This is a genomic window from Aeromonas sp. 602658 (genome assembly GCF_049173005.1).
GTDB lineage: Bacteria > Pseudomonadota > Gammaproteobacteria > Enterobacterales > Aeromonadaceae > Aeromonas > Aeromonas veronii_A.
In genome coordinates this window covers 98,146-121,307 of record NZ_JAAKRF010000006.1, presented here as the reverse complement: position 1 = coordinate 121,307, position 23,162 = coordinate 98,146, and the positions used below count along the sequence as shown (strand labels likewise).

The following is a 23,162-nucleotide window of genomic DNA, read 5'->3' as shown; positions in this document are numbered from 1 at the left end:
CGAAAAACTTTAGGGTCACACAGGGGACATTATGGCGCCAAGAAAGCAGGCTGAAATCACCTTCAAGGCACTCATGCGGGAAGGTGAACAGGGAGCGCGTTTTGATAACCGGTCAGTGTGTGACAACCTCGCACTCTGCTGGCCAGCCAACTATAAGCGCCCGTTCTGGCGGCTGCGGTATCGCTTCGGCGGCAAGCAACGCAAGATGCTGATCGGTCATGTCGATAACATGGCGCTCAAACAAGCCATGGACGAGTCGAAGCGGTTGATGGCCATGGTCACCCTTGGTACCGATGTAGCCAGCGAGAAACAGGAGCGCAAGCGCGAATCCATCGCTCGGCATACAGCCATCGCAAACCGCGTCACGGTGGCTTCCCTGGCTGATGAGTTCCTTTCCAGACAGGTCGAAGGGCGCCGCAAAGATGCTCACGTGATTCGACAGCGATTCGAGAAGGACATCATCGCCGGTCTGGGCAAGCTGGGGCCAGAGGATGTCAAACCAAGGCATATTGATGCACTCCTGCAATCTATTCTCGACCGTGGTAGCCCGACCATGGCCAACAACATCCTTGGCTGGCTCAAGCGACTGTTCGACTACGCCATCAAACGGCATATCGTAGAGAGCAACCCAGCCTCCGCCTTTACCCTGGCTGATGCCGGTGGCCAACTGAAAAGCCGGGAATTTTATCTGACCAGGGAAAAGCTTGCGGAGGTGCTGGGGGCGATCCCTACCTGCAGGGGGTTTAGCCGTAGTTGCGATCTGGCCTTTCGCCTGCTGCTACTACTGGGTGGCCGAAAGATGGAGCTGCTTTCTGCCACCTGGGACGAGTTCGACTTGCAGCAGCAGACCTGGACACTGCAGCCAGAACGGGCCAAGACCGGCCGTGGCATCGTGATCCCTTTACCAGAGCAAGCCATCATCTGGCTTAAAGAGGCCAAGTATCTTGGGTGTGGCAGTGACTACGTGTTCCCCGCCATCTCCAGGCAGACCAAGCCACATATGGGGCAAACCACCCTGAATGCCGCCATCCAGAAACTACGGGCCAAGGTTGATGGGATCGAGCAACTGAACGTGCACGCTCTGCGCCATACCGCCAGAACTCACCTGGCCGCGCTCGGGGTGCAGCAGGAGGTAGCAGAACTGATCCTGAACCACACCCTCAAGTCACAGGGCATTGTGGCGGTCTACAACCATCACGACTTCTTTGACGAGCGCAAAGCAGCACTTACAAAATGGGCTGACCTAATCACATCCCTCTTAGATCATCAGTAAATAAACCTTTATATTCATAAACTTAATCAACAAGCATGCCAGCACAGCGCCACGATCAATTCCAATCTGGCATGCTAAATTGAATTTAGATTCCAAAAATTCATAAAAAAAATTTCACCCAGATGCCCCGACTAAAAAAAATCATATAGCGCCATATTGAGCCATATTGCTCTATTGACACGTTTTAAAATTCAATTTTATTGACTTTTTTTGCATGAAAAACAAGGCAAAACAGCAATGTCACGTCTTGGCTTATATTGGTTATCTTGGTCTCAGGCAGTAATATCTGCCTCAAGCAATACGATTGCCGCTACTGCTAAAACTATTTAAAGGGCCTGCTTATGCCAGAGCAAAACATTCGCTTGTTGCGGATAAAGGATGTTATTTCAAAGGTTGGGCTATCAAAGCCTACTATTTATTTAAGAATGAAAGAAGGTACATTCCCTCGCCCTGTTTCTATTGGTCCAAAATCGGTGGCATGGGTGGAGCATGAAATTAATGATTGGCTGACAGCCAAAATATCGGAGCGAACAACAAGAAGTAATCATTAAGGGGGGGATATGTGCGCGTAGTTTGTAACCAGTGCCAAAGCCTTGGCCGAGTGACAAAATCCAATCACCTTTCCGAGAACGTCACCGACCTGTATTGCGAATGCACCGTGTGCTGCCATGCTTGGGTTTCAACCCTTGCATACAAGCATACTCTTAGGCCATCCACTGATAAGGCCAGCACCGTCGTCATTGACCTTATCAATGCATTGTCGCCCAGTGCACGGCAAAGCATTCTGGACGAAATAAACAAGAGTAATAAATAAAACGCAGAAAATCAGTTTCGCTTTAGACCACTAATTAAATAAAGAGTGAATATGACCTCATCAACTTTAAAAACAGGATGGGTGTGCATCGGCACATCTGGAAAAACTGTAGACGGCAGAGAGATAAAGCCGGAATGGTTAACTCAGATGGCTGAATCATACGACCCAGAATATTACACCGCTTGTTTGTGGCCAGACCATAAACGAGTTACGCCACTCGGACATGTCGAGGCATTAAAAACACAGCAGGAGGGCAACGTTATTAAGCTATTTGCCATCCTGAATCCCTCTCTTGCATTAATCGAACTGAATAAAACTGGCCGTTATGCATTCTGCTCTATTGAGCCGAAAGAGAATTTCGCAGGGAAAGGCCTTTGGTACCTAGGGGCACTCGGGGTCACCGATGAGCCAGCGAGTACCGGTACTACCCACATGAAATTCAGTAATAGCCAGATCGTTATTGGGCAATCCCAACTTTGGGCAAACACCACAGGGAACAGCGACATGAATAAGAACAAACCGACCCTCTCAGAGCTCTTAGCCAACGTGAGTATGAGCTTTGCTCCTGGCAAGCAATCCACCTTCGGCAACCTTGACCCAAGCGCCAGCGGGGCCTTGCGTTCAGCCATCGTGCAAGCGACGCCCTTCCTTGAGTTGTTGACGTTCCTGGACGTGAGCGATCCACATTCACCACTGTTCGACCCTATCAAGTCGGGACTACGCACAGGTCGCAAGGAACGCAGTCGTTTCTTGGTGCCAGCAAACCCCAGTACCCGCAACCCCACGTTCAAAGATGTGGACAGCAGTGTGATCTGGACGTGGCGACAGCTGAGCCAAATGTTGGAGGGGATGACTCAGGAACAGGCTAACCAAGTGCTTGAATCATTGGCACTGGCTGCATTTGGTGATGACCTTCTGCGAGTCGGTTTTCATGGCAAATACGCTGCCGCAAGCACCGACCCTGTAGCTAACCCAAATGGTGAAGATGTGATGCCAGGGTGGCATGCCTTGGCCAAGGCCGCTGACGAGGATGGTCTGCGAGTGCTGCGTGATGCCGTGACCTTCGACACCCGGAACGGTGGCAATTATGCCGACCTCGATACGATGGCCTATGAGCTGGTCGCCAAACTGCCCGAAGGATACCGCAACGATCCGCGCTTGCGCGTACTGGTCGGTGGTGACCTGCTGCGTGCACACAAGCAAGCCTATCTGCAACCAGGGCAAGTCCGCAGCAAAGAGCAACAACTGAAAATTGCCGACATGCCGGTACTGTCACACCAGCATATGACCGGCACCTTGCTGGCCGTCACCTTTGCCGAAAATCTGCAAATCATCAGCGTAAACAACACCCATCGTCTTAGCGCTGACAGCCTTGATGACCTGGCCAGTTGGGGCGTTCGTTACTACCGGGCACAGTCCTATGCGCTGGGTGACGACACCGCATATGCCGCCTTCGACAACATCACTATCACCACCCATCAGGAGTAACCCATGAAGCAAACAACAAAGCGCCAGGGAGCCAAGGAAGTAACCGCCAGCTATCTGGATCAACGGATTGACCAGTTCCGTGCTGAGCACGACAAGATGATGGCGATTGATAACGAACTTCAGGCACTGCGTGAGCAGCGCAAGAACCTGACAGAGCGCATCCAGCAGGCCACTGATCGCCGGGAAGCTCTTCGCCAAGAGCGGGTTAACCAGTTGGTTCACGGTGAACCGGATCTTGAGTCATCTGATGAGTATCGTGAACTGGGTGAACTGATCGAAGCGGCGCAGGCAGCCATCAGCCAATCGGAGCTGCAGGAAAAACAGCTGATCCTGCCGCTGGATGATGCTCATAAGGCGGTCTCAATGAGCAGAGCATTCGTCGTCGGCAGCTATGCCAAGGAACTCGAGGACGAATTACCGGCCATCATCAAGGCACTCAAGCCAAAACTGGCAGACTTGGCGGCTATCACCCATGCCAAGGCGTGCACCACGGACCGGCAGGCCGCGCTGGGTTGGGCACGTGCCGAATTGCTCAAAGCACTGGATCAGGCCATGGTAAATCACCAAGTATCGGCGGAGGAGAATCAATCCGCCGCCTATCAGGCACTGACCATGCCGACTATTCCACGCTCTTCTGACCTGCTGACACAGTGTGACAGCCCGGGCAAACGCCAACGCTTGATGAAGGAACTGAATGCCTAAGAAAAATGGGAGCCTGCCAGGGCTCCCATTCGTTGCGTTCATCCCTCATCACCACACCCTATTCCAGCGCGAGATTGAACAATATGCAGTCTATCAAAGACCAAGATCCGCCCAAAGCACTGTTAACCAGACGCATAAGCTTGCTTGAGACTGATCGAGACGGTAAGATCTTTCCTGTTACCACCTTAAGCAAGTGGTTACATAGCTGGCGGATTAAGCACCCGCAAGCAGAGATCACACAGAGACAATCAGCCCTCATTTCCCGAAACTTCGGCCACTGCGCCGGGGATCTATCCAGTTTCGGGGCATGGGTCGGGAGCCAAAGAAAACGCCCCGGCTGCGCCTTTTCTGTGTGGCGCTGCTTTGCGGCTACCCGATCCGCCTCTGTTAAATACACAGAGGTTTTACCCCATGATTTATACCTTCTTGATCACCCCGAGCGTCTGCCGCCTGGCAGACCTGCGCCGTATCCGCACCATTTCCGCATTTGGCCAGAACGAAGCCCAAGCGCGCGCCGCACTGGCCGGTTTGCCACTGGTGTTTATGTCCCGCACTCCGCGCAAAGGGGGTGCAGTATGAACTCCCACATCAAAACCAAACTGGCCCATGTCGATGCTCTGACCAGCGCGTTACACCACACCTGCTTTCGCAATGTTGAGCTGCTGGATAGCCAGTTGCTGATCGATCTGCTGAACCCACTGGCCGACCTGCTCGATCAGCTCGAAGAGATGTGCGCAGGCACCGAACTGGCCGCGATGACCCAGCGCAACAGCAGATACCTTGCCGCCATGCTCAAAGTGATAGCCGGTAACCAGTCCATGGTAGAACCCTGCATGATGGCCGACCTGCTTATCCCTATCCTGACCAGCCTGGATGCCGTAGAGGTGCAGATTCGTCAGGTCAACGTCATGGGCTCGGGAGCCAGACAGGAGCTGCACTCATGATCTATTTGGCATGGACAAAGTGCCCTGCGCCCACTGATGCCGAGCGCGAGGATTCCCCCTCCATCGAGAGCGGCATTCTGAGAGTCTTGGCCAGCAATAAGGGGCTCGGCTTTCTGAGTGTGTTTGACAGCGATAACGAACGGGCAAAGTTCATTGAGCAAATGCAAGGCAACTCAATCGCGGTAACACCTGATCAAGCCCGCCAGTTGATGGGGTTAGGTAAACAGGATTTCAAAACCCTGGTTGTTTTTCTGCAAGGGGGTGATCAGTGAGTCAGTCGATGACATTGGTTTCTGATGTGGCTGCCGCAGCTTGTGGCCGCTGGCCAGCGCTGTTGGCTGAGGTGGGGATTGATATCCCGGGCAGAGGTAAACACGGCCCCTGCCCTGCCTGTGGTGGCAAAGACCGCTTTCGGATGGATGACAAGGAGGGGCGTGGCACCTTCATCTGCAGTCAGTGTGGGGCTGGTGATGGGCTTGATCTGGTGGCGAAGACCATCAGGAAGCCGCTCAAAGAGGCGGCCGAGTTGCTCGCCCCCCTGGTTGGTTTGTCTGGTGAAGGGCTAGACCCTGCTGAGCGGGAACGAATTCACCGGCTGTTACAGGACAAAGCCGAGCAAGAGCGCAAGCGAGTCGAACAACAGCGCAAGAAGGCAGCCCGCCGTGCTGCAGACATCATGCAAGACTGTCAGCAAGGGGTCAGCCCCTACCTTGAAGGAAAAGGGCTGCAGGGTGTTCAGGTCAACGTATCCCAGCACGTGATCGCTGTGGGGGAGATGACCTTTGCACCTGGTTCCTTGGTGGTGCCGCTTTATGCCGACTTTGGTGGACAGCTGGTGAACGTTCAGCTGATCGACGACCAGGGCAGCAAAAGCTATCTGGCGGGCGGGCAAAAGGCCGGGGCATGCCACCGGATCCCGGGCAATGCTCTGGTGGCAATATGCGAAGGCTACGCCACCGGCTTGAGCATTCATCAGGCAACCGGAGCAACCGTCTACTGTGCCATGGATGCGGGTAATCTGCTGGCCGTCGCCAACATGGTTCGGGGAGCCGATAACCCACTGCAGCCATGCAGAGCGATCATCTGTGCGGACAACGATGCCAAGACCAAGGGCAACCCGGGCAAGGCCAAGGCGGAGCAAGCAGCCGCTGCTATCGGCGCCCAAGTAGCCATTCCGCCAGAGGCCGGCGACTGGAACGACTATCACCAGGCTCATGGGCTGGATGCGACCAAGGCGGCGATCATAGGGGATCATCCAACCAAGACAACCGACAAACCCAAGGAAGCCAGCCAGAAGGAACCCGGACAGGTAGAGCTGGCCGCAGCGGAGCTAACTGGGGCAGCCAATGAGAAAATGAAAAAGCCCATCGTGCCGATCGAGAAGATGAGCGCAAGCCAACGTGCCAGCCTGCTGATCGAACGCCTGGGTGATGTGGCTATCAACATCGAGGCTGAGCGGGTGTACCGTTACGATGGCAGGCTGTGGGGGCCGCTGGCAGATATCGAGCTGCGCCGTGAAATGGCGGTCATTTTCACAGACCATGATGTGCCGTTCAGTGACTCCGCGGTATCGAAAGCGGTGGCCACCATGAAGCTGATGATCTCGCCGCTCGGCAATACCCCTGATGATCTGATCGGGTTTGCCAACGGGGTATACGACATGGCAACTCACCAGTTCAGGCCGCATGCAGCAGCTGATGGGCTACTCAACCATAACGGCATTGAATATGGGGCTCATCAACCAGGTGAGAACATCGAGCAACACGCCCCCAACTTCACCAAGTGGCTGACCCATGCAGCAGATAGTGATATCGCCAAGATGGAGCGGATCAAGGCGGCCTTGTTCATGGTGCTGGCCAATCGCTATGACTGGCAGTTATTCCTTGAGGTAACAGGGGAAGGTGGTAGCGGCAAGAGTGTGTTTGCCAACATTGCGACCCTACTGGCTGGCGGACTCCGGAACACAGGATCCGGCAACATGATCGCGCTCGATAACGCCAGGGGCCGCGCCCAGTTCGTAGACAAGCGCCTGATTGTGCTCCCTGACCAACCCAAGTACATCGGCGATGGCAGTGGTATCAAGGCGATTACTGGCGGTGACCTCGTTGAGGTGGATGGCAAATACGAGAAGCAATTTGCCACCGTGATCAGGGCTGTCGTTCTGGCGACCAATAATGAGCCCATGGTCATCACTGAACGCAATGGTGGTGTGGCACGTAGACGGGTCATCTTCACCTTTGACAGAGTGGTATCGGAGGAGGACAAAGATCCGCTGCTCGGCGACAAGATCGCGGCAGAACTGCCCATCGTCATCCGCCATCTGCTGGAGAGGTTCGCAGAACCAGAGCAGGCCCGGCGTTTGCTGCTGGAACAACGTAACTCAAGCGATGCTCTCACCATCAAGCGAGCAACGGATCCTGTCATCGACCTGTGCTCAACGTTGGCGTTTATGGATGAGCCGATGGGCCTGTTCATGGGGGGGAACTCGAGCATCAAGCAGGAGCCGAAACGCTACCTCTATCACCTCTATCTGGCCTACATGGAATACCACGGACTGGGGCGACCGCTATCAGTCCAGAAGTTTAGCCAGGCGGCAAAGAGCGCTGCTAGAGAGCTGGGAAGGGAGTACCGCACTCGCAAGATCAAGGGGTACACCCAAACCAACGCAGGGTTGACCGAGGCGGCGGAAGTCTTCATGCCACAGCCGCTCTTCGTTGAGAACTAATAAGGCCAGCCAGAAGGAATACCAGGGTCGCACGATGCGGCCCTTTTTTTCATCCCAACCCCATTGGATATGAGACTTTTTCAAATCCTTCTCCCCCTCTCTACCAAACACACAAAAACCCTTGATATATAAGGATTAAAGACAGGTAGATAATAACTTTTTACTGTCTACCCACTGTCTACCTTGTCTACCTCCTTAATGTAATTTTTTTGTTTCTGGTCTGATGAGTTCCAGCAGTACAAAAATTCCATAGGGGGAGAGTGGGAGGCTATTGGGTAGTGAGTGGGGTGAGAATGAAAAATCAATCCCACCCCTCTCAAAGCCTTTCAGCATAAGGGATTGAGCCATTGGGTAGAGAGGTAGACAGTAGTGCCCATAAAAGTTTTTCACCGCAGTTTTGAGCGGGCGAATGGCTCGAATTGATGCGCAGATGTAACAAATCCACCGGATCACCCTTTGGGGGAGAGAACCGCCCATCTGGCTGGCCGCCCTGAACGGATAACTACTGGGGAGGCGAAGGCACAAGCCAAAATCTGGCACTGAAATTATTCAGCACTCCATTGTGCTGATCGGTAACAACTTGGAATGTTTCCGGGATCGCTGCACCATCCCCCCCATCTTTCAGATATTGCTGCACTGACTGAAGTGCAAGCCTCTTGAGATGCTCCCATTCGCTAAACAACTGATCCTGCCGTTTCTGCTCCAATTTGGCGGCACTCGGCTTCCTGACTGGCCGTGCCATGGAGTAATCAGGTTGCAATTTAGCTCGGTGGGAAAAGGCTATGCAGCCATATACCCATTCATCATCAAGCGTTTTGCGCCAGTGATAATTGACTCGGATGGTCATGCGCTCACTGAAATTATGTGGAGGGATGATCATGTCATCAATACGGAAGAACTGCTCATCATGCTCTTCCATTTCTACTCGGTGCTTCATCTGCTGAACTGCAGCAGCCAAGTCTCCCCCTGCACGGCGAGCACGAGATTCCATATCAGAGCGCTTTTTGGCGGCCTTCGCGTTACGGTACTCAGCAAGAGCCTGCTCATACATTCTGAGACGTGAGGCAACATATAAACCACAGCGTCCGACTCCGATATCTCTCAAGGCATCTGGCCGTTCATCATAAAGACTCTGCTCGATAAGCTTATCCAGCATCTCAGTGTCAATTTCTTTGATAGCATCCCGCTCGTAGCGAGGAAGGTTAAGCTCACTCATATCTATCCCTAGGTCACTGATTAAGCAGCCATAATATAACCACCACAGCAAGCTCTCAATGAGACTCTCAACACTACCTGGCTGTATCAACACGTGACCATGCCCAGCTATCTACAGAAGCGCATGCCCTTGACTCATGCCAGTAGACAGACCCACGGACGCGCACACGTCACGGAATCCGCGCTCTTCCGCTCCCGCCTGCGCGGTGCATCAATATAATTTTTTGCAGAAATGGATTCGTGCAATTTGGTACTGCCAACCCGCATGAATACTGGGTTCTGCGCATGTTTTGAAAACTGAAAAGAGTGAAAGGAATTTCACTACTTTGCAGTTTTAGCAAGAAAATTGGCCGGATAAAAAATTTATAACTCCATGTTTTTTCATGGTATTTCATATTTTCCGTGGGTTTTCATGATGTTCGCCGAACGAACACAGACAGTGATGAGAACCAGAAAACACCAACAAAAACAAAACCTTACTGGAATTTCCTTGTTTTTATATTTTTGCAATTTTGAAAAAAATAAATGACCGACATTTTCACCTAAAAATTAACAAACATATTTCAGGTTGACCTGAGATATTAAATTCGCAACCATTGCATTAATACTGACCATTAGTAAATGTCAGATGGTATAAACAAGTATATATAGGTAATAAATATATGGCCTGGATGGAAAAGTTAATGATGCAGGTGGCTTTGGTAGATAAAGTCACCGGGCCGTTACGGCAGATCGAAAATACTCTTGGTGGTGTTGGTAAAAGCGTCCAGCAAAGCTGGGGGCAAATGGCAGGTGGTGCTGGAGCCATGATTTCTGGGGCATTAGGTATCCAAGCAACCCTACAGCCAGCTATCGAAATGGACCGGGCACTTGGTGAAGTTGCATCCCTTGGCGTCACAGACAAGGTACTTAATCAACTCGGTATCACAGCTCTGAAGTTCGGTATGGATTACGGAAAATCTGCCACAGACCTTGTCAGGGCGTCCTATCAGATTCAGTCTGCAATGGCGAATCTTGAAGGATATGAGCTTTCCACATTTACGAAAGCATCAGGGGTTCTTGCCGCAGCAACTAAAGCGGACACAGCTACCATCACCGACTATCTGGGCACCATGTACGGCATTTTTGAGCAACAGGCCAATGCCATCGGGCGATCCAAATGGGTTGAAGATCTGGCGGGGAAAACCGCCACTGCAGTACAGATTTTCAAGACAACTGGTAAAGGTATGGCTGACGCTTTCGAGGCTATTGGGGCAGCCGGTAACATCGCGGGCGTCTCAATGGATGAGCAGTTCGCCGTGCTTGGTATGCTGCAATCAACGATGGGAGGCGGAGAGGCCGGTACCAAACTCAATGCTTTCTTGTCAGGGATTGGAAACGCACAAAAAGTTTTGGGGATGAATTTCCAAAACAGCGCCGGGCTAGTGATGCCGATACTGGATATCCTCGATCAGCTCAAGGTTCGTTATGGAGATACATTGACTATTGCTCAGAGCGATGAGCTTAAAAAGGCGTTTGGTTCTGACGAGGCGGTAGCAATGATCAAGCTGCTCATGACCAACACCAACGCCCTTGGCAAAAATATCAACGCATTGGCCAACACGCATGGCATGGGGAAAGCCGAACAGATGGCGGCTTCAATGACTGACCAATGGATGCGCCTAGAGGGCGTATGGTTTGCATTACGAGCAAGCGCATTTGGCAAACTAACGCCAGCAATAAACGATGTGATATCCCATGTCGTAGATGCAGGCGGCGTGTTGCTGAGATGGACAAATATCTTTCCAAACCTGACAAAAGTTGTTTCAGCTACAGCATTGGCATTTGCCGGATTTGCTGTCCTTGGTGGTGCCGTGACCATTGTATCTGCTTTAGGTGGGGCCATCGCAGCCATAGCATGGCCAGTCATGCTTGTTGGCAGTGCCATTGGAGCTCTAGTGATGTGGTGGGATCCTATTAAAGCGTTCGCCCAGGGACTTCTTTCAACGTTAGGTCCTGCCGTATCGGCAGTGTTTCAACCTTGGGCGGAGATACTTCCTGTCATTGGAAGTGGTATTTCCAGCGTCATCTCGACGATTGCAGGTTTCTTTGGTGCAACGAACGAGGCCGCCGGCGCCTTCAGCAACATGACTGAAATGGGCATGTCTGCTGGCACAGTCCTTGGCTCCATATTCAAGGTGCTGTATTCCCCGATCTGGGCTATTGGCAAAGCTATTAAATGGGTGTTGGAGATGTTCGACAAATTGCCTGGTGTAAACCTAGATGTCGGATCTATACCGGATCTGAGTATGCCTATGGTGGAGAACATAAATGCCCCACTTACCCGTTATCGCCAGGGTGGCCAAAACAGCATCCCATCAGGTGGTCTCGGCCAGCAGTTGATCCAGGCAACTGTTGCAGCAACAGCCTCTAACCAGAAGCCACCCAAGGCCATGCACATCGGGGAAGTTCATAACCACTTCCAAAACCCGATGACACCGGAACAGATGGCCGAGAACGCTTGGCTTGAAACTCCGTGATAGACCATGACGCCAGTCTCTTGTGACTGGCGCCATGCCACAATGTGACCCCATGCGTGACCCTAATTATCTGGTTTAAATTAATTTTCCTTATAAAACAATGCATTTAGACCATTAAGACGATTCACATCAAGAACATGCAGGGCGAAGAGCAGAAGGTGGAGTCCAACTCCGCCGCTCTGCCACCTCCCGCGGAAGATGGCAAGCAGCCAGCCTGATAGCGAACTGCACTGATCTGATGACAACAGCCGCTCACCCAGGTGAGCGGCTTTTTTATGTTCCCGTTGCCACGACCGTCCACTCAGGCAACCGCCGGAGAGTGATAAATGAGTTTACCCGCTGCGGTCTCTCACCTAATGTAGGCTGACGAACGGGAGAGCAGGGAGCCGCGTTTTCGCCCATGGATGACCAACAACTAGAGCACATTCTGTTTCGCTCCTTTGATGTGATCCCGCTCCCAATCCTGGTGTCCGAGTCGACAGCCAGCCAGGGTCATATGTCACCCGACCGGATCCCCCTGCGTCGCCATCTCTTCCTCAACAGGGCCTTTCGCGAACAGCTGGGCTATGAGCTGCAGGATCTGCCGGACATGGAGAGCTGGTTTCACCTCGCCTATCCCGATGAGAGCTATCGCAACTCGGTAATTCAGGCCTGGCATAACCAGATAGAGCAGAGCCTGCACCATGGACTGGAGGTCGCCGAGATGCCGGCGCTGATCCGATGCAAGAGTGGCCACTCTCGCTGGTTTATCGTCACCGCCCAGCTGGGGGCAGATGCCATCCCGGATAGCCATATCGTCACCTTTCGCGATATCCACGACCTGCAATGCATGGTAGAAGAGGTGAGCCGCCTCTCCTGCACCGATCCCCTCACCGAACTGACCAACCGGCGTGGCGCCCAGCAACAGCTGCAGGCTCTCTGGTTGCAGGGCCAGCCCCTCTCGGTGGTGTTGGGAGATATCGACCATTTCAAGCAGGTCAACGACCGCTACGGCCATCCTGCGGGCGATGCCGCACTCTGCGCCGTCGCCCATGCCATGGCGGGCCAGTTGTTGCCCGGGGAAAGCCTGGCCCGTTGGGGTGGAGAGGAGTTTCTGTTGATCCTGCCAGACTGCAGCATTGAGCAGGCGGCACAACGTGCCGAGCAACTGCGCCAGCATGTCAGTACCACCCGCTTGCCATGGCAAGGAGAACAGATCGCGCTAACCATCAGTCTGGGGTGTGCCGGCATGAAGGGTCAGGAGAGCATCGACTATCTGCTGATGATGGCAGACCGAGCCCTTTATCAGGCGAAGGAGCAGGGACGTAACCGGGTGGTCATGTCGGCACAATAGCCTGATAGCCAGAAAGGGAAGCTCGCACGCAACCATAAAAAAACCGAAGCACCAGGCTTCGGTTTTTTACTGCGGCAACTGGCATAGGCCAGCCGACCATTACCTCTTGATGCGGATAACCGGAGTCTCGCCCACAGTCACGGCACCAGTCATCTTCACCAGCTCTTTGATCTCGTCCATGTTGGAGATGACCACCGGAGTCAGGGTAGATTTGGCTTTTGCTTCCAGAACGGCCAGATCGAATTCGATGATGGTGTCACCGCGCTTGACCTGCTGGCCTTCCTGAGCGATACGCTTGAAGCCTTCGCCTTTCAGTTCAACGGTGTCGATACCGAAGTGAACGAACAGCTCGATACCAGAGTCGGACTCCAGAGAGAACGCATGGTTGGTCTCGAAGATTTTGCCGATGGTGCCGTCGCACGGAGCAACCATCTTGTTGCCAGCCGGCTTGATGGCGATGCCGTCACCCACGATCTTCTCGGCGAAGACAACGTCAGGCACATCTTCGATCGGCACGATTTCGCCAGACAGCGGAGCAAAGATTTCGATGCCGCCGGTATCAGCGCTATCGTCGGACACCAGTTTCTTCAGTTTGTCGAACAGACCCATAGTAAAAGCTCCTAAAGATGATTTGTCGCTGTTTGCAGCCGATCTTAGCAGACTGCCTTCTGCTTGATAAAGTTATCTACGCACGCTTCGATTTCAGCAGCGGTGGCAAAGCTCAATGCCTGGTCAGCCATTGCCTTCACATCTTCGAAGCTGGTGTTGCGGATAAGCTTCTTGATACGCGGTACAGAGATGGCGCTCATGGAGAACTCATCCAGACCCATACCCAGCAGCAGCAGGGTGGCGCGCTCGTCACCAGCCAATTCACCACACATACCGGTCCACTTGCCTTCGGCGTGGGAAGCATCGATAACCATCTTGATCAGGGTCAGGACGGAGGGTGACAGCGGGTTGTACATAGCGGAGATCATCTCGTTACCGCGATCGACAGCCAGGGTGTACTGGGTCAGGTCGTTGGTACCGATACTGAAGAAATCCACTTCCTTGGCCAGATGATGAGCCATCACGGCAGCGGCCGGGGTCTCGATCATGATACCCACTTCGATGGATTCATCAAAGGCTTTGCCTTCAGCACGCAGTTCGGCTTTCAGCGTCTCCACGGTAGCTTTCAGGCTACGGAACTCTTCGACAGAGATGATCATCGGGAACATGATGCGCAGTTTGCCGAAGGCAGACGCACGCAGAATGGCCCGCAGCTGAGCGTGCATGATGTCTTCGCGGTCGAAGAAAATACGCACGGCACGCCAGCCCAGGAAGGGGTTCATCTCTTTCGGGAAATTCATGTACGGCAGCTCTTTGTCGCCGCCAATGTCCATGGTACGCACGATGATCGGCTGATCCGGCATCGCTTCGGCCACTTCTTTGTAGGCTTTGAACTGCTCGTCTTCGGTCGGCAGCGCGTCACGGTCCATGAACAGGAACTCGGTACGGTACAGACCCACGCCTTCGGCGCCATTACGGATGGCACCTTCGGTATCCTTGACGGTACCGATGTTGGCGCACACTTCGACCTGGTGACCATCCAGCGTGATGGCAGGCAGATCTTTCAGCTTGGCCAGCTCATCTTTCTCGGCCTGGAACTGAGCCTGGAACTTCTTGGCTTCGGTCAGCTGTTCAGCGGTCGGATTGATGATGATCTGGTTGTTGATCGCATCCAGCACCAGCATGTCACCGTTCTTGACGCGCTCGGTGATGTCGTTGGTGCCTACCACGGCCGGCAGCTCCAGGGAGCGGGCCATGATGGAGGTGTGAGAGGTACGGCCACCGATGTCGGTGACGAAACCCAGCACATATTTCAGGTTGATTTGAGCGGTTTCAGACGGGGTCAGGTCTTTGGCGACCAGGATCACCTCTTCGTCGATGGTGCTCAGGTTGACAACGGCGATGCCCAGTACGTTCTTGACCAGACGGGTACCGATGTCACGGAAGTCGGTAGCGCGTTCGCGCAGATAAGGGTCATCCAGCTCGGCCATCATCTTGGCGTACTGTTCGATCACCTCATAGATGGCTTTGTCAGCGGAAGCCTTGTTCTCTTTGATGAAGGATTTGATATCCCCTTCCAGCTCCTCATCTTCGAGCAGCATGATGTGGCCTTCGAAGATGGCCTCTTTTTCCTCACCGAAGGTGCGACCGGCCATCTCTTTGATGGCTTCCAGCTGGGTAGCTGACTTGGTACGAGCTTCGAGGAAACGGTTGATCTCGGCATCAATCTGGTCAGCAGAGATTTTGCCCTGATTGATAACGATTTCATCTTCTTTAAGAAGAAGCGCCTTACCGAATGCGATACCGGGGGACGCAAGAATGCCAGATATCATAATCCTTCCTATTAAAACGACTGTGGGGGAGGAATCTAAAGCTGGATTACTCCAGCTCGTCCATCAGGGCAACCAGCTTCTCAACAGCTTGCTGAGCATCCGGGCCATCAGCCTGGATAGTTACGTTGGTACCCTTGGTCAGGCCCAGGGTCTGCAGCTTGAACAGGCTCTTGGCGCTGGCGGACTTGCCACCGGAGACCACAGTGATCTCGCTTTGGAATTCTTTGGCTTCTTTCACGAACTGAGCTGCCGGACGGGTGTGCAGGCCGTTTTCAGCAGTAATAACAACAGACTTCTCGTACATGGTTTCACCCCATATTATTGATATTTTTTGGTGGATTGGTCGTTTTTGAAGCAACCTGACCCACCGTGTCAGTATGGATATGTTGTAAAGTAACGAAAGCAGACCCGCAATGGTTTAATCCAGGTCAAGTTTCTGTGCAGTAATCGGCGCGCTGGTTGGCAATTTTCAGTTATTGGGCTACAAGCCGCATCAGGACTGGCCTGAAATTATTTTATAACGAAAAATAACACTTTGTTACTTTGTGATACCCAGCCAGCAAACACCGCGTGACGCCGCACAGGATATGAGATTTAGAGCGGAATGTCTGCTTTTTTTCTCACTCCGGAACTTGTTATTTTACCCCAAAAAATAAGGATCAAGTGACACTAACAGGGGTTGAGTCTAGCCCATAAAGAAGCGGCGCTCCTGGGAGCGCCGCTGTTTTGAAAGATTCCGATCAGTTACTGCTGCAGTTCCTGCTCGCTGAACACCCCGGCAAACAGGGCGCTGGAGAGGTAACGCTCCGCCGCACTCGGCAGGATGACCACAATGGTTTTGCCCGCAAATTCCGGCAGCTCGGCAAGACGGCTGGCTGCCACCACCGCAGCACCGGAACTGATACCGGCCAGGATCCCCTCCTCCTCCATCAGGCGACGGGCCATCTCGATGGCTTCATCGCTGGTCACCTTCTCCACCCGATCGATAAGGGAGAGGTCCAGGTTGCCCGGGATAAAGCCGGCGCCGATCCCCTGGATCTTGTGGGGGCCCGGTTTGATCTCTTCCCCGGCCAGCTTCTGGCTGATGACCGGCGACTCCGCCGGTTCGACCGCAACAGAGACCACCGCCTTGCCTTTCGTCTGCTTCAGATAGCGGGAGACACCGGTAATGGTGCCGCCGGTACCGACCCCGGCCACGAACACATCTACCTCGCCGTCAGTGGCATCCCAAATCTCGGGGCCGGTAGTCTTTTCGTGGATCTCCGGGTTGGCCGGGTTTTCAAACTGTTGCAGCAACACATACTTGCCCGGCTCGGATTCGAGGATCTCGTTGGCCTTGGCAATGGCCCCCTTCATGCCAAGCGGCCCTTCGGTCAGCACCAGATTGGCACCGAGCGCCTTGAGCAACTTGCGGCGCTCCAGGCTCATGGTAGCCGGCATGGTCAGGGTGATAGGATAGCCGCGAGCTGCCGCGACAAAGGCCAGAGCAATACCCGTGTTGCCGCTGGTGGGCTCGATGATCTCCTTACCCTTGGTCAGGATGCCGCGCTTCTCGGCATCCCAGATCAGGTTGGCACCGATCCGGCACTTGACGCTGAAGCTGGGGTTGCGGCTCTCGATCTTGGCCAGCACGCGACCTTTGGTAACACGGTTGAGACGAACCAGCGGGGTGTGACCGATAGTCTGGCTGTTGTCCTCAAAAATTTTGCTCATGGCGCTATCCCTGTGTTTGTTACGACGATGAAACAAGATTACCCTGTGGTTTCTGAATGAGAAGTGACTATTCGTTATAACCATATGGTATTACAACATATAGAGCTTATTCTCTCTGGCCCCTGACTCCAGGCGCCAATCGTCAAAGGAACCGACGTTATGGGATTTTCAGGAAGCAGCCAGTATCTCGCCTCCGATGCATTGAAGATGGCGGTCAATGCCGCCATCACCCTCGAAAAACCGCTGCTGATCAAAGGGGAGCCGGGCACCGGCAAGACGGTGCTGGCGGAAGCGGTCGCCGACCATCTCGGCACAGACCTGATTGCCTGGCATATCAAGTCCACCACCAAGGCCCAACAGGGACTCTACGAATATGATGCGGTGGCCCGGCTGCGGGACTCCCAGCTCGGCGACCCCAGAGTGGCCGATATCAGCCACTACATTCGTAAAGGCAAACTGTGGCAGGCCTTCAGCGCCGAGCAGCGACCTGTGCTGCTGATCGACGAGATCGACAAGGCCGACATCGAATTCCCCAACGATCTGCTGCTGGAGCTGGATCGGATGGAGTTCGACGTCTACGAGACAGGCGAGCGAGTCAAGGCACGCCAGCGGCCTGTGGTCATCATCACCTCCAACAATGAGAAAGAGCTGCCGGACGCCTTCCTGCGCCGCTGTTTCTTCCACTACATCCGCTTCCCCGACAAGGTCGAGATGCAGGCCATCGTCAAACTCCACTACCCCGACCTCAAGGAGAGCCTGCTTGGCGAGGCAATGGATCTCTTCTTCGAGCTGCGCGAGGTAGAGGGGCTGCGCAAGAAACCCTCCACCTCGGAGCTGCTGGACTGGATCCGCCTGCTCTTGGCCGACGATATCGCCCCCGAGGCGATGCGCGCCCGCGAGCCCGGCAAGCTGGTGCCCACGCTATATGGCGCCCTGCTCAAGACCGAGCAGGATTTGCATCTCTTCGAGAAGCTCGCCTTTCTGGCCCGGCGCGGCAGCTGAACCATGCTGATCGACTTTTTTACCCATCTGCGCCGCCACAAGCTCCCCTGCAGCCTGCGTGAGCTGCTGGACTTGCACGCCGCACTGGCTGCCCGGCTGGTCGCTGTCGATATGGAGGAGTTCTACCAACTCTCCCGCTGCCTGCTGGTAAAAGACGAGGCCCACTACGATCGCTTCGATCGCGCCTTCGCCGAATACTATGAGGGGCTGGACGCCATCCCCCTGCTGCCGGAAAGCCTGCCCGAGGAGTGGCTGCGCAAGGAGTTCGAGCGACTGTTGAGCCCAGAGGAGAAGGCGCTGCTCAAATCCCTTGGCGGACTCGACAAGCTGCTTGAAACCCTTAACCAGCGCTTAAGCGAGCAGAAAGAGCGCCACGCCGGCGGCAACAAGTGGGTAGGGACCGGTGGCAGCAGCCCGTTTGGCCATGGCGGTTTTCACCCCGAGGGGGTGCGCATGGGTGGAGAGAAGCAGCACGGCAAGGCGGCCAAAGTGTGGGAGGCCCGTCACTATCGCAACTTCAGCGACGACTCACCGCTTGGCCAGCGCGCCATCCAGTTAGCACTGCGCAAACTCAGACGCTGGGTGCGCAAAGGCAATCCCGACGAGCTGGATCTCGACGACACCATAAAAAGTTCGGCCCGCCAGGGCTGGCTCGATGTGAAGCTGCGGCCCGAGCGCCACAACGGGGTGAAGCTGCTGGTTTTCTTCGATGTGGGGGGCTCCATGGATGCCCACGTGGCCGAGGTGCAGCGTCTCTTCTCTGCGTTGCGCCACGAGTTCAAGCATCTGGAGTACTTCTATTTTCACAACTGCCTCTACGACTTCGTCTGGAAGGATAACGCCCGCCGCTTTGAGGAGCGGTTCGATACCCTGCGGCTACTGCGCACCTATGGCAGCGACTACCGGGTGATCCTGGTGGGGGATGCCACCATGGGCCCCTACGAGATCACCTGGCCGGGCGGCAGTGTCGAGCAGTGGAACGAGGAGTCGGGTCAGGTGTGGCTCACCCGCTTGCAGCAGCACTTTCCCAAACTGGTGTGGATCAACCCCACCCCGCGGCGGGAGTGGCTCTGGCATCCCTCCATCAAACTGATGAATGACGTGGTTGGCGGACGGATGCATCCGCTGACTCTGGCGGGTCTCGCTGCGGCGATCGACCAGCTGTAACCCTCTCTACCCTATAAACCGACAAGCCGGGAACGCACCCGGCGAGGAGCAAAGATGACCTCTATCGTGATCAGTGGCTCAGGCCTCTATACCCCACCCTTTGCCGTCAGCAATGAAGAACTGGTGGCCGCCTTCAACCAGTATGTGGATCTCTACAACGAGGAGAACGCCTCCGCCATCGACGCCGGCCAGCTCCCCGCCAAGCAGCACTCCAGTTGCGAGTTCATCGAGAAGGCGTCCGGCATCAAAAGCCGTTATCTGGTGAGCCGCGAAGGGGTACTCAACCCCGACATCATGCAACCGCTGCTGGCGGAGCGGCCCGATGAGATGCCCTCCATCATGGTGGAGATGGCGGTGGCTGCCGCCGAGCAGGCGCTGATCGCCGCCGGCCGCGAGCCGGGTGAGATCGATCTGGTCATCGTCGCTGCCTCCAACATGCCACGCCCCTATCCGGCGCTGGCCATCGAGCTGCAGCACTATCTGGGAGCAAGCGGCATGGCCTTTGACATGAACGTGGCCTGCTCGTCCGCCACCTTCGGCATCAAGACTGCCGCCGACATGCTGGCGGCAGACACCGCCCGAGTGGCGCTGGTGGTTAATCCGGAGATCTGCTCGGGGCACCTCAATTTTCGCGATCGGGATAGTCACTTTATCTTCGGCGATGCCTGCACCGCGGTGCTGCTGGAGCGGGAAGCAGATTGCAAGGTGGCCAATCCGTGGCAACTGGTGGCCAGCAAGCTGGTGACCCAATACTCCAACAACATCCGCAACAACTTCGGCTTTTTGAACCGGCTGAGCCCGCGCACTCGCTACAGCGACGACAAGCTGTTCCGCCAGCAGGGGCGCAAGGTGTTCAAGGAGGTGTTACCGCTGGTGTGCGACCAGATTGCCAACCAGCTCGATGAGCAGGGCTGGCCCGCCGAGAGCCTGAACCGGCTCTGGCTCCATCAGGCCAACCTCACCATGAACCAGTTCATCGGCCGCAAACTGCTCGGCCACGATGCCAGCCAGCAGGAGGCGCCGGTCATTCTTGATAGCTATGGTAATACCAGCTCGGCGGGTTCCATCATCGCGTTTCATCTGTACAATCGCGACCTTCCTGCGGGGGCTCGCGGCGTACTGTGCTCCTTTGGCGCAGGCTACTCCATCGGTAGCCTGCTGCTACAACGACAGTAACAGAGTGCGCGGGGAGAGTGGCCCGCGCCCTGTACTCTGATTGGGGTTTGGCGCTGTTTCGCCGCTAGCCCCTCTCTCGGTTCACCCTTACGAGAGGAGAAAACGGGCATAAATAGTGGCCAGACCATGACTATTGATCCGAAAACACCGGACTACTGTGACAACGCATACCGACAAGCCATTGATGAAAAACTTATTTTTCAGATTGGTTGCAATTTTTGAGTACCATGGTGCAACGGGGCGATATCTGGATCACAAGATGACAGGAAAAGGCTGCAATTTGTCATCCTTTGCCAATGATGGCTTCCAATGAATTCGAGGTTTGCTATCATCCGGAGACATTTCTTATCTGTCGCCGGCTACAAAAGAATCCCCTCATGTACACACAGTTCTTCGGCCTATCGGAACCGCCTTTCTCCATCTCGCCCAATCCCAAGTACCTCTATATGAGTGAGCGCCACGGCGAAGCCCTTGCTCACCTCAACTACGGATTGCAGGATGGTGGCGGCTTTGTGCTGCTGACCGGCGAAGTGGGCACCGGCAAAACCACCGTCTCCCGTTGCCTGCTGCAGCAGTTGCCAGCAGATACCGAGATCGCCTACATCCTCAACCCCTCCCTGACCGAACGGGATCTGCTGGCAGCCATCTGCGACGAGTTTCAACTCCCCTACCCCGCCGAGGCCGGGATCAAGCAACTGTTCGACCTGATCCGCGACCACCTGCTGGCCAACCTGACCGCAGGCAAGCGCAGCGTGGTACTGGTGGATGAGGCCCAACATCTGTTGCCCGGGGTGTTGGAGCAGTTGCGTCTGCTCACCAACCTGGAAACCGACGAGAAAAAACTGCTGCAAATCGTGCTGATCGGCCAACCCGAACTGCAACAGATGCTGCGCCAGCCCCTGTTGCGCCAACTGGCCCAGCGCATCACCGCCCGCTACCACCTGCTGCCCCTCTCCGCCACCGATGTGGATGCCTACGTCCGCTTCCGGCTGCAAGTAGCCGGTTGTGTGCAGCCCATTTTTACCCCCAGAGCGATCCAGACGCTGCATCGGCTCTCCGGCGGCATTCCGCGCCTGATCAACCTCATCTGCGATCGCGCCCTGCTCGCCGCCTTCGCCCGTGGCAGCTACAAGATTGTTCATGGCGACATCAGCCAGGCAGCGTTCGAGGTGAGCGGCGTCCGTGATGAGGGGAGCTGGCTTTCCGGTCTGATGGTGACACTGGCTGGCGCCTTGCTGGTAGCTGCAGGCTGGTGGGGTTGGCAATTTTTCGGCGTATTCCCCGAACGGCCTGTGGTCAAGGTCGAGGTGCCTGTCACCGTTGACGAGACGGCCGAACAACAGGAACAGTTGACCGAGGCGATCAATCAGGCCCTCGACCCCGAGAGCGCCATGCAGAATCTCTATCGGGTCTGGGGCTATGAACCGGAACCGTTCGATGCCACCTGTGACAACGCCCCTCGCGCCGGTCTGCGCTGCCAGGAGGGAGAGGCAAGCCTCGAGGAGCTGCGCGCCCTGCAGCATCCCGCCATGATCACGCTCACTGACCAGAGTGGCGGTCTCTATTACGCCACCCTGGTCAATCTGGGGCCAAGCAAGGCCAGCCTGATGATCGGCAACCAAAGCTGGCAAGTGGATCGCCAGTGGCTCAGCGACAACTGGGGTGGCAGCTATACCCTGCTCTGGCGCATGCCGAAAGGGGGCGTCAGCCTGATCGCCAGCAATGCCGGACAGACCCAGATCCAGTGGCTCGACAACGCTCTGAGCCGAGCATTGCAACAACCCGAACGCAAGGTGCGCCGTTTCGATGGCGAGCTCAAGAACAAACTGCAGCAGTTCCAGCGGGATCAGGGGCTCACCCCTGACGGCATCGCTGGCAGCAACACCCTGCTGCGGCTCAACGCACTCTCCGGCGAACCCATGCCAAGACTGGAGGAGACCTCCTGATGTCTACCCTGCTCAATGCCCTGCGCCGTGCCCAGCAGCCTTCGCAACAGAGCCATATTCCCGCCATGGGGTTGGCGATAGCCCGCGAGGAGGCGCAACCCGCGCGTCGCGTCGGCTGGTTGCTGGCGCCCCTTGCCCTGCTGCTGGGGGCGGGTGCCAACTATGGCTGGCATCTAATCCACCTGCGTCCCATCGAGGAGAAGGTGGAGGTAAAAGAGGTGATTGCCTCCCCCTTCGTGCGGGTTGAGCCCAAGGCGATGGTGACCCGTCCGCTGCCCCCGCCCCTGCCGGAACCTGTAGTGCAGCAGCCCAGGGTCGCAGCGGCTGCCAGCAATCCGGCAGCCAGTCGACCGACCTTGGCCGAACAGCTGATGCGCGCCCTCAACGAAACACCGCTGCAACAGGAATCAGGTACAGTTTCCCAAAGCGTGCAGCCGGCCCAGTTGATGTCGCTGAATGCCGCTCCGCTTTCGGTTCGCCAGCAAGTGCCCGCATTCAGCTATGGCTCCCATGTGTTCTCATCCAATCCGGCCAAGCGGGCCGTGGTGCTCAATGGCCGCGAATACCGGGAAGGGAGCGAAATAGCCCCCGGGGTCGTGCTCGCCACCATCGACCAGCAGTACATTGTGCTGGATGTCGGAGGCCAGAGCGTAACCCTCAAGGCGTTGCAGGATTGGCAAGGGTGAGTACACACCTTCCCCTGATAATCGCTGGCAAGCAGGATGCACCTCGCCTGAGTGCCACTTTTATGAGCATTCAAAGGT

At 55.3% G+C, this 23,162-nt stretch carries 21 protein-coding genes; 16 read left to right on the top strand and 5 right to left on the bottom strand.

Annotation, left to right across the window (positions count from 1 at the left end; translation table 11 throughout):
• Positions 1–31 precede the first annotated feature (31 nt).
• The 9 genes from G5253_RS07730 to G5253_RS07690 all read left to right on the top strand — a co-directional run bounded on the left by G5253_RS07730 (position 32) and on the right by G5253_RS07690 (position 7,946).
• A complete protein-coding gene (locus tag G5253_RS07730) occupies positions 32–1,273 on the top strand; it encodes a tyrosine-type recombinase/integrase (RefSeq protein ID WP_118854138.1) in 1,242 nt (413 codons plus the stop codon).
• 341 nt (positions 1,274–1,614) lie between these two features.
• Positions 1,615–1,824, top strand: coding sequence for a helix-turn-helix transcriptional regulator (locus tag G5253_RS07725; protein ID WP_081318831.1), 210 nt, complete (start codon positions 1,615–1,617; stop codon positions 1,822–1,824).
• Positions 1,825–1,835: 11 nt separating this feature from the next.
• A complete protein-coding gene (locus G5253_RS07720) occupies positions 1,836–2,087 on the top strand; it encodes an ogr/Delta-like zinc finger family protein (RefSeq protein ID WP_082044138.1) in 252 nt (83 codons plus the stop codon).
• Positions 2,088–2,138: 51 nt separating this feature from the next.
• Positions 2,139–3,575, top strand: coding sequence for a GPO family capsid scaffolding protein (locus G5253_RS07715; RefSeq protein WP_118854139.1), 1,437 nt, complete (start codon positions 2,139–2,141; stop codon positions 3,573–3,575).
• Between the two features lie 3 nt (positions 3,576–3,578).
• Entirely contained in the window at positions 3,579–4,277 is a 699-nt protein-coding gene (locus G5253_RS07710) for a hypothetical protein (protein WP_118854140.1), read from the top strand.
• A 411-nt stretch (positions 4,278–4,688) separates the two neighbouring features.
• On the top strand, positions 4,689–4,856 hold the full coding sequence (locus G5253_RS07705; RefSeq protein WP_156152989.1) for a hypothetical protein: 168 nt from the start codon (positions 4,689–4,691) through the stop codon (positions 4,854–4,856).
• Entirely contained in the window at positions 4,853–5,221 is a 369-nt protein-coding gene (locus G5253_RS07700) for a hypothetical protein (protein WP_118854141.1), read from the top strand. Before G5253_RS07705 ends, G5253_RS07700 begins: the two co-directional genes overlap by 4 nt.
• Positions 5,218–5,493, top strand: coding sequence for a hypothetical protein (locus G5253_RS07695; protein WP_118854142.1), 276 nt, complete (start codon positions 5,218–5,220; stop codon positions 5,491–5,493). Before G5253_RS07700 ends, G5253_RS07695 begins: the two co-directional genes overlap by 4 nt.
• A 143-nt stretch (positions 5,494–5,636) precedes the next feature.
• Positions 5,637–7,946, top strand: a complete 2,310-nt coding sequence (locus G5253_RS07690; RefSeq protein WP_205422048.1) for a toprim domain-containing protein — start codon at positions 5,637–5,639, stop codon at positions 7,944–7,946.
• A gap of 502 nt (positions 7,947–8,448) precedes the next feature.
• Here G5253_RS07690 and G5253_RS07685 read toward each other — a convergent pair.
• Positions 8,449–9,162 (bottom strand): hypothetical protein, encoded by a 714-nt coding sequence (locus G5253_RS07685; RefSeq protein WP_118854144.1) that lies wholly within the window; start codon positions 9,160–9,162, stop codon positions 8,449–8,451.
• Positions 9,163–9,823: 661 nt separating this feature from the next.
• On the opposite strand from G5253_RS07685, the gene G5253_RS07680 reads away from it, so the two are divergent.
• Together G5253_RS07680 and G5253_RS07675 are read left to right on the top strand one after the other, a co-directional pair.
• A complete protein-coding gene (locus G5253_RS07680) occupies positions 9,824–11,680 on the top strand; it encodes a phage tail tape measure protein (RefSeq protein WP_118854145.1) in 1,857 nt (618 codons plus the stop codon).
• A gap of 400 nt (positions 11,681–12,080) precedes the next feature.
• The gene (locus G5253_RS07675) at positions 12,081–13,013 is read left to right on the top strand and encodes a GGDEF domain-containing protein (RefSeq protein WP_266134234.1); all 933 of its coding nucleotides are present in this window, start codon (positions 12,081–12,083) and stop codon (positions 13,011–13,013) included.
• 99 nt (positions 13,014–13,112) lie between these two features.
• Here G5253_RS07675 and crr read toward each other — a convergent pair whose 3' ends face one another.
• The 4 genes from crr to cysK form a co-directional block, all read right to left on the bottom strand.
• Positions 13,113–13,622, bottom strand: coding sequence for a PTS glucose transporter subunit IIA (gene crr, locus G5253_RS07670; RefSeq protein WP_421203086.1), 510 nt, complete (start codon positions 13,620–13,622; stop codon positions 13,113–13,115).
• Positions 13,623–13,666: 44 nt separating this feature from the next.
• Positions 13,667–15,394 carry a phosphoenolpyruvate-protein phosphotransferase PtsI gene (gene ptsI / locus G5253_RS07665; protein ID WP_216978328.1) on the bottom strand — a complete coding sequence of 576 codons (1,728 nt, stop codon included), beginning with the start codon at positions 15,392–15,394 and terminating at the stop codon, positions 13,667–13,669.
• A 46-nt stretch (positions 15,395–15,440) separates the two neighbouring features.
• The gene (locus G5253_RS07660; protein WP_005338266.1) at positions 15,441–15,698 is read right to left on the bottom strand and encodes an HPr family phosphocarrier protein; all 258 of its coding nucleotides are present in this window, start codon (positions 15,696–15,698) and stop codon (positions 15,441–15,443) included.
• Positions 15,699–16,138: 440 nt separating this feature from the next.
• On the bottom strand, positions 16,139–17,107 hold the full coding sequence (gene cysK, locus G5253_RS07655; protein ID WP_005338267.1) for a cysteine synthase A: 969 nt from the start codon (positions 17,105–17,107) through the stop codon (positions 16,139–16,141).
• 159 nt (positions 17,108–17,266) lie between these two features.
• Here cysK and G5253_RS07650 point away from each other — a divergent pair, with 159 nt between their 5' ends.
• From G5253_RS07650 to exeB, 5 genes are all read left to right on the top strand, one after another.
• Positions 17,267–18,109 carry an AAA family ATPase gene (locus G5253_RS07650; protein ID WP_216978327.1) on the top strand — a complete coding sequence of 281 codons (843 nt, stop codon included), beginning with the start codon at positions 17,267–17,269 and terminating at the stop codon, positions 18,107–18,109.
• 3 nt (positions 18,110–18,112) lie between these two features.
• Entirely contained in the window at positions 18,113–19,276 is a 1,164-nt protein-coding gene (locus tag G5253_RS07645) for a vWA domain-containing protein (RefSeq protein ID WP_421203083.1), read from the top strand.
• Between the two features lie 54 nt (positions 19,277–19,330).
• A complete protein-coding gene (locus tag G5253_RS07640; RefSeq protein ID WP_216978325.1) occupies positions 19,331–20,452 on the top strand; it encodes a beta-ketoacyl-ACP synthase III in 1,122 nt (373 codons plus the stop codon).
• Positions 20,453–20,829: 377 nt separating this feature from the next.
• Positions 20,830–22,398: an ExeA family protein gene (locus G5253_RS07635; protein ID WP_216978324.1), complete on the top strand. Its 1,569-nt coding sequence runs from the start codon at positions 20,830–20,832 to the stop codon at positions 22,396–22,398.
• The gene (gene exeB, locus G5253_RS07630) at positions 22,398–23,084 is read left to right on the top strand and encodes a GspB family T2SS assembly factor variant ExeB (protein ID WP_216978323.1); all 687 of its coding nucleotides are present in this window, start codon (positions 22,398–22,400) and stop codon (positions 23,082–23,084) included. The genes G5253_RS07635 and exeB overlap by 1 nt, the downstream gene beginning before the upstream one ends.
• Positions 23,085–23,162: the final 78 nt, after the last annotated feature.